7 protein-coding genes are annotated in these 12627 nt (G+C 67.8%); all 7 read right to left on the bottom strand.

What is annotated here, in order from left to right; translation table 11 throughout:
- Positions 1 to 3: 3 nt before the first annotated feature.
- Positions 4 to 993: a succinylglutamate desuccinylase gene (locus C7C56_RS18635; RefSeq protein ID WP_106758863.1), complete on the bottom strand. Its 990-nt coding sequence runs from the start codon at positions 991 to 993 to the stop codon at positions 4 to 6.
- Between the two features lie 5 nt (positions 994 to 998).
- Positions 999 to 5696, bottom strand: coding sequence for an NAD-glutamate dehydrogenase domain-containing protein (locus tag C7C56_RS18630; RefSeq protein ID WP_106758897.1), 4698 nt, complete (start codon positions 5694 to 5696; stop codon positions 999 to 1001).
- 301 nt (positions 5697 to 5997) lie between these two features.
- On the bottom strand, positions 5998 to 7335 hold the full coding sequence (gene astB / locus C7C56_RS18625) for an N-succinylarginine dihydrolase (protein ID WP_106758896.1): 1338 nt from the start codon (positions 7333 to 7335) through the stop codon (positions 5998 to 6000).
- Between the two features lie 42 nt (positions 7336 to 7377).
- Complete coding sequence (astD, locus tag C7C56_RS18620; RefSeq protein ID WP_106758862.1) at positions 7378 to 8847, bottom strand: succinylglutamate-semialdehyde dehydrogenase; 1470 nt, start codon at positions 8845 to 8847, stop codon at positions 7378 to 7380.
- Positions 8840 to 9874, bottom strand: coding sequence for an arginine N-succinyltransferase (gene astA, locus C7C56_RS18615; RefSeq protein ID WP_106758861.1), 1035 nt, complete (start codon positions 9872 to 9874; stop codon positions 8840 to 8842). Before astA ends, astD begins: the two co-directional genes overlap by 8 nt.
- Positions 9875 to 9885: 11 nt before the next feature.
- Positions 9886 to 10917, bottom strand: a complete 1032-nt coding sequence (locus C7C56_RS18610; RefSeq protein ID WP_106758860.1) for an arginine N-succinyltransferase — start codon at positions 10915 to 10917, stop codon at positions 9886 to 9888.
- Between the two features lie 128 nt (positions 10918 to 11045).
- Complete coding sequence (astC, locus tag C7C56_RS18605) at positions 11046 to 12287, bottom strand: acetylornithine/succinylornithine family transaminase (RefSeq protein ID WP_106758859.1); 1242 nt, start codon at positions 12285 to 12287, stop codon at positions 11046 to 11048.
- Between the last annotated feature and the right edge of the window lie 340 nt (positions 12288 to 12627).

The following is a 12627-nucleotide window of genomic DNA, read 5'->3' as shown; positions in this document are numbered from 1 at the left end:
GGCTCAGGAGACGCGCACCACCATCAGGCCGGCGCGCAAGCCCACGCGCACGTCCGGATTGGGGAACACGACCAGCTCTTCGGGATGGATGACTTTGTAGACGACGTCGCCGTCGGTGGCGATCACGCCGCCCGCTTGCATGGGCGAGAAGTTCTCGGTGCCGCGGTCGAACGCCATGCTGAAGGCGTCGCTGTGCTTGATCACCTCCTGCGCCACCTTGAACACGTGCGGCGCCGCCTTCGGGACCGCGGGGGCGGCACCCGTGAGCAGGCCTTCGAGCGCGGTGCCGACCTCGGCAAACAGGCTCAGGTCGTTCTGGCCCAGCGTGCCCACGCGGCCCAGTTCGACCGTGCTGGCGGCGGCGCCGTGGAACTCGGCCGAGTAGTAGCTGTAGGTGCCGGCCGAACTCGGATTCATGATGATCGCCCCGATCGCGGCCTCGCCGAGCCAACCGACCAGCGCGGCCTTGCCGGCCTCGCCGATCAGGTCGGGCACGATGGCGAAGGTGGGATACTTGGAGGGGCGGATCGCGGTGTGCAGGTCGAGGTGCCAGCGCAGCTTGCCCGCCTGGTTAAAAAAATCGGTGGTCGCGGCGATCAGTTGGTCCGCGCGCGCGGCCTCGCGCGCCTGCGCCAGCGTGCCGCGCTGGGGCCGGAACATGCGATTGAGGTCGGCGTCGACGAAGCGCTTACCAGCGGCGATCGCCTCGATGTTGCCGACGCAGACCATCAGGTCGACCGCCAGCCTTTCCGGCGCCCGCGCGAGCGCCTCGAGCAGGTGCGCGAGCACCTCGATCGGGCCGGTCTCGTCGCCGTGCACGCCGACCGAGACGAGCACGCTGGCGCGCTCGCCGCCGGCCCGCGAGCGGATCGTCATGACGCCGCGCGCCGGCAGCGCCACCGCAAAACCGGCGCTGGAAAACATGGGTGCGAACGCGCCGAAATCAGCCTCGGCCAGCGCCCGCACCGCCTGCGGAAGGTCGGTGTTAGGCATCCGCCTTACGCCGCCACTGCGCCGCTGGTGGCGTCGGACAGCGCCCACACGTCGAGCATCGCCTGTTCCAGGTCGGCCGCCGGAGGATAGCCGGCCAGGCCCATCGCCTTGGTCACCGAACCGACCGCCTCGACCGTGCCGGCGCTGGCCATCACCTGCAGCAGCAACCGCTGCTGGGTGCGGCGCAGCGCCAGCATCGCGTAGTTGCGCAGTTGTTCCTGCGACTTGCTTTGCGGGGCCAGCTTCAGGCCGCGCTCGAGCGTGTCGATGCCGGCCTGGCCGCGCAGCGCCATGCCCAGTTGCAGGAACTGGGCCAGCGACATGCCGTCCGGACGCGGCACCGAGACCGCCGCGAACAGGAAGCTGGCGACCGCCTCGATCGCCTCGACCGAGCGCCAGGCCTGCAGGAACGACGGCGACAGCTGCGGATGGTTGTCCGCCTCGGTCGCGGCCGGGGTCAGCTGGGTGAGCATCTCGGCCTGCGCGAACAGGCGCGACAACTCCCCCATGCCACCGCTGCCAAGCAGCGCGTCGGCCGGGACCGACAACACGCCCTCGATCACGCCGTTGAACAGCACGCGGGTGCGGGCGTCGACGCTGACCGAGACCGCGCGCGGCACCAGCAGCGCGTCGGCGTCGAGCGCCTCGAAGATCGGCGCCAGGTGCAGCGCCGACCACGACTGGCCCCAGGCCTTGACCACGTCGGTCTCGTCGACCATGTGCTCGACGGCGAGGTCGCGCAGCATCAGCGGACCGCAGCGGTTGACCGACTCGTTGGCCAGCACGGTGGCCAGGATCGCGTTGGCCAGCGGGTGCGCCAGCGCGTTGCGGGTGGCCACCATCTGCGTTGGGAAGTACGGCTTGAGCGCCGATTCGGCCCAGCTCAGTTCCGTCAGCGGCAGCGCCGCCAGGGTGCGCTTGAAGCGATTCTTGACGTTGGCGACCACGACCGCCAGCTCCGGCGCCGTTAGGCCGACGCCGAGCAGCTTGCGGCGCGCCAGTTCGGCGTCGCTCGGCAGTTGCTCGAGTTCGCGCGAGAGCGCGCCCTCGGCCTCGAGGCTGGCGATCAGGGTCGCGTAGCCGTCGACCACGGCCGGGTCGGCCTGGGCCTGCAGCTCGCGCACCAGCAGGTGGGTCTGCAGCATGTTGTCGCGCAGGACCAGCGCCTCGACGTCGCTCGTCATCTCGTTGAGGATGCGGTTGCGCTCAAGCTCGGACAGTTCGCCCGCGTTGACTTCGGTGTCGAGCCAGATCTTGACGTTGACCTCGTGGTCGGAGCAGTCCACCCCGGCCGAGTTGTCGATCGCGTCGGTGAAGATGCGCCCGCCCGCGAGCGCGAATTCGATGCGGCCCGGCTGGGTCGCGCCGAGGTTGCCGCCCTCGGACACCACCTTGCAGCGCAGCTCGTTGCCGTTGACGCGGATATGGTCGTTGGCGCGGTCCTTGACCTGGGCGTGGGTCTCGGTCGATGCCTTGATGTAGGTGCCGATGCCGCCGTTGTAGAACAGGTCGACCGGCGCGAGCAGGATCCGGTGCATCAGTTCTTCGGGCGTGAGCACGGTTTCGCTGATGTCGAGCGCGGCGCGCACTTCGGGCGACAGTTCGATGGTGCGCGAGGTGCGCGGGAACACCCCGCCGCCGGCCGAGATCAAGTCCTTGTTGTAGTCGTCCCACGACGAGCGTGGCAGCGCGAACATGCGCTCGCGCTCGGCGAACGAGGTCACCACGTCCGGGGTCGGGTCGAGGAAGATATGGCGGTGGTCGAACGCGGCCAGCACCTTGAGCTGGCGCGACAACAGCACGCCGTTGCCGAACACGTCGCCCGACATGTCGCCCACGCCGACCATGGTGATCGGGGTGGTGTTCATGTCGTGGTCCATCTCGTAGAAGTGGCGCTTGACCGCCTCGAACGCGCCCTTGGCCGTGATGCCCATTTTTTTATGGTCGTAGCCGTTCGAGCCGCCCGACGCGAAGGCGTCGCCGAGCCAGAAGCCGCGCTTGACCGCGATGCCGTTGGCGATGTCGGAGAAGGTCGCGGTGCCCTTGTCGGCGGCCACCACCAGGTACGGATCGTCCTGGTCGTAGCGCACGGTGTCGGCTGGCGGCACGATGGCGCCGCGCACGCGGTTGTCGGTCACTTCGAGCAGGCTCGAGATGAACAGGCGGTAGACCGCCTCGCCTTCGGCCGCGATGGTCTCGCGCACCGCGTTGTTGGGCATCTGCTTGCACACGAAGCCGCCCTTGGAGCCGGCCGGCACGATCACAGCGTTCTTGACCATCTGCGCCTTGACCAGGCCCAGCACCTCGGTGCGGTAGTCCTCCATCCGGTCCGACCACCGCAGGCCGCCGCGGGCGACCGGGCCGCCGCGCAGGTGCACGCCCTCGAAGCGGCGCGAGAACACGAAGATCTCGCGGTACGGGCGCGGCTCGGGCACCAGCGCCAGTTTGCTGGTGTCGAACTTGAAGATGATCTTGTCACCTTGCATATCGTTCTGGAAGTAGTTGGTGCGCACCGTCGCCAGCGTCAGGTCGACCAGCGCGGCCAAAATTTCCTCGGTGTCGGCGTGGTTGACCGAGGCCAGGCGCGTTTTGATCGAGGCGATTTTTTCGCGCGCGTCGGCGTGCTGGGCGTCCGACAGTTTCGGGTCGAAGCGCTGCAAAAAGCCGTCGACCAGTTCCTTGACCATGGCGGGCTGGCGGCGCAGCGTGTCGGCGATGTAGCGCACGGTGAACTTGGAGCCGGTCTGGCGCCAGTAGCTGATGTACGCGCGCACCAGCTGCACTTCGCGCATGCTCAGGGCGCCCTCGATGACCAGCCCGTTCATGCGGCCGTCCTCGGCCTCGTCGTTGAACAGCGACTCGAACAGCTCCTCGGCGACCTTGACCACGTTCGGCTTGACCAGTTTGGCGGCGCTCTCGGCGTCGACCGACAGGCTGGTCACGAAGTGGCGCACGCCGTCGGCGGCGGTGATCGGGTAGGTCTGCTCGCGGTCGACGGCAACGCCCGCGTTTTGCAGCGCCGGCAAAATGCGCGACAGCGAAGGCACGCTTTCGATCGAATACAGGCGCACGGTGGCGGCGCCTGCGGCGTCGGTCTCGACCCGCACGGCGACGCCCTCCTGGCCGTTGCGCAGGATCGCGCCGAGGTCGCGGAAGGCCACTTCGGGCGGGGTCGCGGTCACGTAGTTGACCGGCAGCGTGGCGCACATCTTGCGCAGCGCGGTGCGCACCGGCACGTCGAACACGTTGTCTGTCAGCGCCGCGAAGTTGTCGTGCCAGCCGTCGAGCACCGACAGCAAAGGCTTCTGGATGTCGGACTCGAGGTCGAGCGGATTGCGCGCGGCGTGGGCGATCAGGTAGACGCGCGCCAGCGGGCCGTCGGCGACCAGGGTTTGCGAGCGCACTTCGGTCGCGCCCGAGCTTTGCTTGAGCGCGGACGCGAGCGCGGCGGCGACGGCGGCGCTGTAGCGCTCACGCGGCAGGTAGACCAGCACGTTGAGGTGGCGCGCGTAGACGTCGCGGCGCGCAAACACCTTGGCGCGCGGCTGCTTGTACAGCGAGACGACCGAGCTGCACACCTGGGCCAGCCATTCGGGGTCGGCCTCGAGCGCCTCGGTGCGCGGCAGCGACTCGAGGATCTCGAGGAATTTCTCGGCGCGGAAGCCCTCCTGGCGCACGCCGGCCAGGCTCAGGACCTTGGCCACGCGCCCGCGCGCGAAAGGCAGGCGCGCCAGCGGGGTCGCGGTGGCGGCGCGCGAGAACAGGCCGACGAAGCAATGCTCGCCGAGGATCGCGCCCTGGGCGTCGGTGTTGCGCACGCCGATGAAGTCGAGCGGCTGGTCGCGGTGCAGCGTGCCTTCGACGTCGGCCTTGACGATCGAGAGCGTGTCGGGGCGCTTGGACAGGGTGTCGAAGTCGCCCGGGATGTTGGCCAGGCAGGTGCCGTAGACCGGGTGCATGGTGTCTTGCAGCACGCCGATGCGGCTTGGCAGGTCGCGTTCGAGTTCGCGCACGCCCGGCTTGACCACGTAGTAGGCGTAACCGAACGGCTCGAAGCCCTCGTTTTTGGCCCACTCGAGGAAGGCGGCCACTTCCTGGCCTTCGGTGCCGTGCACGGCGGCGGCGGCGGCGACCGAGGTCAGGCGGTCGGCCATGGCGACCGCGTCGCGCCGCACCACGGCGGCGTCGCGCGCGACCATGTTGATTTTCGCGACCAGCGCGGCCAGTTCGTCGCTGTCGAGGTCTTCGGCGAGCAGGCACAGGACATACGACTCGAGCGGCGCGCCGGTTTCGCCGACGGAGGTGACCTGGCCGCCTGCGTCGCGCTGGACCGCCAGCACCGCGTTCATCACGCCGTTGACGCCGACGCGCTGTTTGCGCATCGCCATGACGATCGAATCGACCAGGTAGGGCATGTCGGCGTTGAGCACCAGCAGGGCCGTGGCCATGCCGCCGCGCCCGTCGGAGTAGCGCAGCTGGGCGACCTGGCAGCCCTGCGCGGTGCGCGTGGCGGCCTGGGTGAAACCGTCCCACAGGATTGGCGCCAGACTCTCGGGCGAGGTGCCGGCCAGGTCTTCTTCGTCGAGCGATCCAAGCCAGGCGCTGATCAGGGCGGCGGCCTGCTTGCCGGTGTCGGCGGTGGGCTTGCTGGCGTTGACCAGTTCAAGTGTCTGTGTACGCATATCTTGTGGCATTTGTTTCATCTCGCTCTCCAGTACGTGTGTGTATTCCATCGCAGGCGCGCCGGCTTGTGGCCGCGCGGCTGAAATTTATAGGTAGACGGGGGTAGCCCGTCCAAAAATAATGACTCCCGTGGTCGGGAGTTTGTCTCGATACATCGCTATTAACCTGCGCCCCGGCCCGCGTTTTTCGCGTTCTACCTGGGTCCAGATCACCAATAAAAACTGTGTGGGCGAAGCGCGCGAATGTGTGGCTCGAAACGCGCGCCGCCCGTATTAGAACAGCAAACCGAAATGGAATCCAACCAGTCCATGTAGCGGTTTCTTACAAGTCGTACAGCCCCGGCAGGCCCAGGATCCGGGTCAGCTCCTCGAGCGCGACCGCGCACTCGATGGCGAACTGCGGATCGGCCAGGTCGTGCGGCTCGAGGTGGTCGCGGTAGTGCTTCTCGACCCACGCCACCAGCGTCGCGTACAGCGTCTCGGTCATGACCACTCCCTGGTGCATGGCGGCCGCCTCGGCGTCCGTCAGCGCCACGCGCAGGCGCAGGCAGGCCGGTCCGCCGCCATTGCGCATGCTCTGGCGCAGGTCGAAGTGGATCAACTCGTCGATCGGGCCGCCGTCGGCGACCAGCCGTTCGAGGTAGCGCGCGACCGCCTGGTTCTCCTGGCATTCCTGCGGGATCACCAGCGCCATGCCGCCATCGGCCTTCGACAGCAGCTGGCTGTTGAACAGATAGCTGGTCACCGCGTCGGCCACCGAGACCTCGCGCGTGTCGACCCGCACCGGAACCAGATCGGCGCGCACGGCTTCCATCGCGTTGCGCAGGCGGCCGAGCACGCCGGCTTCGTCGGCGAAGGCCTGCTCGTGGTAGAACAGCACATTGCCGTTGCCGACCGCGATCACGTCGTTGTGGAACACGCCCTGGTCGATCACGTCCGGGTTTTGCGAAGCGTAGACGGTGCGCGCGCTATCGAGCCCGTGCAGGCGGGCGATCGCCTGCGAGGCCTCGAGCGTCTGGCGCGCAGGGTATTTTTTGGGGCTCGGCGCGGACGGATCGAATTCGACCCGGCCGTAGGTGAAGAACTCGACGCCCGGCGCGCCGTGCTCGGCGCACAGGCGGGTGTGGTTGGCCGCGCCCTCGTCGCCGAAGGCCGGGGTCGACGGCAGCGCCTGGTGCACCGCGAAGTGTTTCTCGTCGGCGAACAACGCCTTTAAAGTACGGGTCGACTGCGCGTGCTCGTCGGCCCGGTGCAGCTTGTTGTTCAGGTTGGCGGCGGTGAAGTGGGCGCGGCCGTCGACGGTGTCGGCCGACGGGCTCACCGTGGCCGCGTTGGCGGTCCACATCGGCGAGGCCGAATAGGCGCACGCGAGGACCACGGGCGCCTCGCGCCAGGCGCGCGCCAGCACTTCGGCGTCGCTGCCGCCAAAGCCGATCGAGCGCAGCATGCGCAAGTTCGGGCGCGATTGCGGCGGCATCACCGCCTGGGCGAAACCGCGCGCGGCCAGCGCGCGCATCTTGGCCAGTCCCTGCAGGGCGGCGAGGCGCGGATTGGACGCGCTCTTGACGTTGCTGAACGATGCCACGTTGCCGAACGAAAGACCGGCGTAGTTGTGCGATGGGCCGACCAGACCATCGAAGTTGAATTCGCGTGCGCTCATGTGCTTGTCTTTCATGTCCGTGTCTTTCATGTCCCGTCCCTTTTAAAAGCTCAGGCCGGGCGACAGCTTGGCCGGCAGTTCGAGCGCGCTCGTTTCGATCGAGGCGACCGGGTAGGCGCAATAGTCGGCCGCGTAGTAGGCGCTCGGGCGGTGGTTGCCCGATTTGCCGACGCCGCCGAACGGCGCCGAGCTGGCCGCGCCGGTGGTCGGACGGTTCCAGTTGACGATGCCGGCACGCGCCTGCACGCAAAAGCGCTTCCACAGGGCCTCGTCGTTCGACAGCAGGGCGGCGGCGAGGCCGAATTCGGTGGCGTTGGCGACCTTGATGGCGGTGTCAAAGTCAGCCACGCGGATGATCTGCAGCAGCGGGCCGAACCACTCCTCGTCCGGGATTCCGGTGGCGTTGGTGACGTCGACGATGCCGGCCGTGACGAAGCCGGCGTTGGGATCGGGCTGGCGCATCTGCAGCAGCGTGGTGCCGCCCTTGGCGACCAGCTCGGCCTGCGCCTGCACCAGGCGCGCGGCGACCGCGCTCGAGACCACCGGGCCCATGAAGGGCTGCGGCTCGGCGTTGGACGGGCCGACCGTCAGGGTCGAGGCGATCTGCACGAGGCGCTTGATGAAGGCCTCGCCGGCCGGCGAGTCCTGCACCACCAGGCGGCGCGCGCAGGTGCAGCGCTGGCCGGCCGAGATGAAGGCCGACATGACAGCGTGGTGCACGGCGGCGTCGACGTCCTGCACGTCCCACACCACCAGCGGGTTGTTGCCGCCCATTTCGAGCGCGAGCATCTTGCCGGGCTGGCCGCCGAACTGCTTGTGCAGCGCGACGCCGGTCTGGCAACTGCCGGTGAACAGCACGCCGTCGAGCAGCGCGTTCTGGCCCAGCGCGATGCCGGTGTCGCGCCCGCCGTTGACCAGGTTGATCACGCCGGCCGGCAGGCCGGCCTGCTCCCACAGCTGCACGGTTTTGATCGCGGTGCGCGGCGCGTATTCGCTCGGCTTGAACACGATGGTGTTGCCGGCGATGAGCGCCGGCACGATGTGGCCGTTGGGCAGATGGCCCGGGAAGTTGTACGGGCCGAACACGCCGAACACACCGTGCGGGCGGTGGCGCAGCACCGCGTTGCCGTCGGCGACCTTGGCCGCGCTCTCGCCGGTGCGGGCGGCGTTGGCCTGCACCGAGATGTCGACCTTGGCGGCCATGATGGTCGCCTCCATGCGCGCCTCCCACAATGGCTTGCCCACTTCCTCCGAGATCGTCTGCGCGAGCGCCTCGACGTTGTCCTTGACCAGGTCGCGGAAGCGCTGGCAAATCGCGATGCGTTCTTCGAGCGGGGTCAGGGCCCAGCCCTCGAACTTGTCGCGCGCCGCCTGCGCCGCAGCCTGCACGTCGCGCGCGGTCGACTCGTTGCTCGACCAGGTTTGCCCGCCGGTCGACGGATCGATGGTCACCAGTTCGGCGCCGCTGCCGGCGATCCACTCGCCATTGATGAAGTTGCTCAGATTAGACATGTGGGTTCTTCCTTACATTGAGTGACAGCGTGCGAACCGATTCGCCGCTCTGGCAGTGCAGCAGTTCCATTTGGGCCGTGGTGAGGCTGATTTTGCCGCCCGCCGGCGCCGACGGCGCGACGATCAGGCGGAAGTCGCGCATGTCCGTGTTCGACACCAGGGTCGGTTCGGCGCCGGGGGCGGCATCGCCCTGCTCGACCGTGGCGATGGCCCCGTCGCGCATCGCGCGCAGTTCCGACACGCGCCCCTGCAGCACCGGGCCGGCGTCGAAGATGTCGACATAACCCTCGAAGTGCATGCCCTCCTGCTCGAGCAGGCGGCGCGCCGGGGCGGTCGAGCGGTGCACCTTGCCGATGACCTCCTGCGCCGACTCGGGCAGGTAGGCCACGTACAGCGGCTGGCGCGGCATCAGCTCGGCGATGAACGATTTTTTGCCGAGCGCGGTCAGGTCGTCGACGTGGTTGAAATCCATCTTGAAGAAATGGCGGCCCAGGCCCTCGTAGAACGGCGAGCTGCCGTCCTCGGCCTGGAAGCCGCGCATCTCGGCGATGAGCTTTTCGGTGAACAGGTGCGGGAACTGGGCGATGAACAGGAAGCGGCTTTTCGAGAGCCACTTGCCGTTGTTGCCGATCCGGTAGTCGGGGTGCAGGAACAGCGAGCACAGTTCGGTCGCGCCGGTCAGGTCGTTCGACAGGTACAGCGTGTCCATGCGCGAGAACACATCGAGCTCGCGGCTGGAGTGGACCAGCGTGCCGATGCGGTAGTTATAGAACGGCTCCTCGAGCCCGACCGCGCCCTTGATGGCGCACACGCCGGCCATGCGGCCGTTGCTGGTGTCCTCCATCACGAACATGTAGTCGCGCTGTTCGGGGGGGATGGTCTCGGCGAACGAGGCGACCGCGATGGCGACGCGGTCGCCGAGCATCTTGCGGTCCGGCTTGAGGGTGGTCATGCCGCTGCCGACCTGGCTGGCCATGTCGAGCAGCGCTTCGAGGTCGCCGGCGGTGATTGCGCGTACAACTAGCATAGGCTTGTCTTTCAGATTCTGACGCAGATGACGTTCTCGCCCGGCGCGACCATGAGTGCGTCCTGCGCGTGCTGCGGCAGGCTCACGGTGTCGCCCGATTCGGCGGGGGGGCATGCGACGGTGATGGCGCGGAAGTTCTTTTCATTGCTGGCCGCGACCGCGTAGGTGACCGGCGCATCGAAGAGCGAACCCGGCTCGGCGTGCGCCACGCGGCGCACCATCGAGCCGGTGAACGAGCGCAGCGAATTCTTGTGCGCCTGCAGGATCGGGCCGCCGTCGAAGATGTCGACGTAGTCGTCGGCCTCGAAGCCCTCCTCGGTCAGCAGGTTGAAGGCCAATTCGCCATCCGGATGGATCTGCCCCATCGCCGCCTGGGCGTCGCCCGGCAGCAGCGGCACGTAGACCGGATAGTGCGGCATCAGCTCGACGATCAGGGTGCGGTTGCGCGCGCCGCCGATGACCTTCTCGGCGTCGAGGAAATCCATCTTGAAAAATTTGCGGCCCAGCGCGTCCCAGAACGGCGACTGGCCGGCGCTATCGGTGATGCCGGCCAGAGGCACGAAGAAACGGTCGCTGAAGCGGTGCGGCGCGAGCACCGCGAACAACAGGCGCGCGCGCGACAGCAGGGCGCCCTCGAGGCCGGCGCCGTCGCGGTTGCGCATATTGAAGGCCGACAGCTGCGAGTAGGCGGTCAGCTCCGAGCACAGGGTCAGCGCGTGCACGCTGTGGCTGATGTTGAGGTCGCGCGAGACCTGCTGGATGACGTCGTTGCGGAACGAGAAATAGGTGCCGTTGGAGCCGGCCGAGGCGAAGATCGCGGCGCTGCCGACGATCTCGCGGCTGCCCTGCTGCTCGAGCACGAACAGGTACGACTCCTCGCTCGGAATGTCGACATGGGCGGCGAACGAGGCGATCGACAGCTCGACGGCGGCGGCGATTTTCTCGCGCGTGCGCGGCAGGGTGTGCACCCCCGGCGTGGTCACCGCGGCCAGCGCTTCGAGGCCGGCGATATCCGTGAGTTCTACCGGACGGACAACATACATGTGAATCCCCTCTAGTGCGTGCTGATGGCGTGCTGATGGCGTGCTGATGGCGTGCTGACGGCGTGCGGCTGGCGTGCGCAGTGCGGGGCCGGCCCGGTTCAATGCCCCGGGCCGGCGCGGGCGCGCTGTCAGGCGGCCAGCAGGGAGTCGACGGCGGCGCGCAGGATGCGGTCGGCCTCGGCGATCTGCGCGTCCGAGACGATCAGGGCCGGCGCGAAGCGGACCACGTCGGGGCCGGCGATGAGCAGCATCAGGCCGAGGCCCTCGGCGGCGCGCGTGATGTCCTTGGCGCGGCCCTTGAAGCCCTCCGCCAGCGGCAGGCCGATCAGCAGGCCGCTGCCGCGCACTTCGCCGAACACCTGCGGGTAGTCGGCGGTGAGCTTGCGCAGGTTGACGAACAGCAGCGCGCTGGCCTCCCTGACGCGGGCCAGGAAGGCCGGCTGGTTGATGGTCTCGACGACCTTGAGCGCGACGGTCGCGGCGAGCGGGTTGCCGCCGTAGGTGGTGCCGTGCGAACCGACGCCGAAGTGGGCGCCGATCTCGTTGGTGGTCAGCATGGCGCCGATCGGATAGCCGTTGCCGAGCGCCTTGGCGCTGGTCAGGATGTCGGGCGTGACGCCCTTGTCCATGTAGGCGAACAGCGCGCCGGTGCGGCCGACGCCGGACTGGACTTCGTCGAAAATGAGCAGCGCGCCGGTCTGGTCGCACAGCTCGCGCAGGGCCTTGAGGAAGGCAGGATCGCCCGGAATGACACCGCCCTCGCCCTGGATCGGCTCGACGATCACGGCGCAGACATCGTCGCCGATGGCTGCGCGGGCGGCGTCGATGTCGTTGTAGGGGATGTGGTCGATCGACGGTGGCAGCGGCTCGAAGCCCTCGGTGTATTTCGGCTGGCCGCCGACCGAGACGGTGAACAGGGTGCGGCCGTGGAACGACGACAGGCACGACACGATGCGCGACTTGTGCGGGCCAAATTTGGTGTGGGCGTATTTGCGCGCCAGCTTCAGGGCGGCCTCGTTGGCCTCGGCGCCCGAGTTGCAGAAGAACGCGCGGTCGGCGAAGGTCCCCTCGGTGAGCGCGAGCGCCAGGCGCAGGACGGGCTCGTTGGTGTAGCCGTTGCCGAGGTGCCAGAGCGCGTTGATCTGTTCGGTCAGCGCGGCGACCAGCGCCGGGTTGCAGTGGCCGAGGCTGGAGACGGCGATACCGGAGGTGAAATCGAGGTAATGCTTGCCATTTTGGTCGAACAGATCGAGGCCGGCGGCGCGCACGGGCACCATCGCGGCCGGGGCGTAGGTCGGGACGAGGACCTCGTCGAAAGTCTGCCTCGTGACAGGCCGCGTTGTGACACCCGAATCAAGCTTAGCGTTCATGGCAATTTCCATCCAAAGTGAGGTGCGCCCCGCGGCTCCAACAGCTGCGAGTGGTGACCCATTATAGGAAACGCCGATCCAAAACTCTTTCCAAACTGCGACAGGCATTTTCATTTTTAGCCACCAAAAAAGCCGCCCTCGCCTTTCCTGGCAGTAAGTACTTACCGCATAGGAAAACCGGGGTCAGACCCCGGTTACAAAACACTTACCGCATAGGAAAACCGGGGTCAGACCCCGGTTACAAAACAATCTTACATGCAGACACCCAAAAAACACGCCTCAGCCCCTATCAGAGCTGCCTCCACGCAACAATAGCGGGCAACATTTCACAAGTGGGGTC

The organism is Massilia glaciei, assembly GCF_003011895.2.
GTDB lineage: Bacteria > Pseudomonadota > Gammaproteobacteria > Burkholderiales > Burkholderiaceae_D > Telluria_A > Telluria_A glaciei.
The sequence above is the reverse complement of the archived record's forward strand: the minus strand, read 5'-3'. Positions and strand labels throughout refer to the sequence as shown.

What these genes read in the sequence shown, in the direction of transcription:
- C7C56_RS18635 (WP_106758863.1), bottom strand. Translation starts at nt 993, where the DNA reads ATGCCTAACACCGACCTTCCGCAGGCGGTGCGGGCGCTGGCCGAGGCT.
- C7C56_RS18630 (WP_106758897.1), bottom strand. Translation starts at nt 5,696, where the DNA reads ATGAAACAAATGCCACAAGATATGCGTACACAGACACTTGAACTGGTC.
- astB (WP_106758896.1), bottom strand. Translation starts at nt 7,335, where the DNA reads ATGAGCGCACGCGAATTCAACTTCGATGGTCTGGTCGGCCCATCGCAC.
- astD (WP_106758862.1), bottom strand. Translation starts at nt 8,847, where the DNA reads ATGTCTAATCTGAGCAACTTCATCAATGGCGAGTGGATCGCCGGCAGC.
- astA (WP_106758861.1), bottom strand. Translation starts at nt 9,874, where the DNA reads ATGCTAGTTGTACGCGCAATCACCGCCGGCGACCTCGAAGCGCTGCTC.
- C7C56_RS18610 (WP_106758860.1), bottom strand. Translation starts at nt 10,917, where the DNA reads ATGTATGTTGTCCGTCCGGTAGAACTCACGGATATCGCCGGCCTCGAA.
- astC (WP_106758859.1), bottom strand. Translation starts at nt 12,287, where the DNA reads ATGAACGCTAAGCTTGATTCGGGTGTCACAACGCGGCCTGTCACGAGG.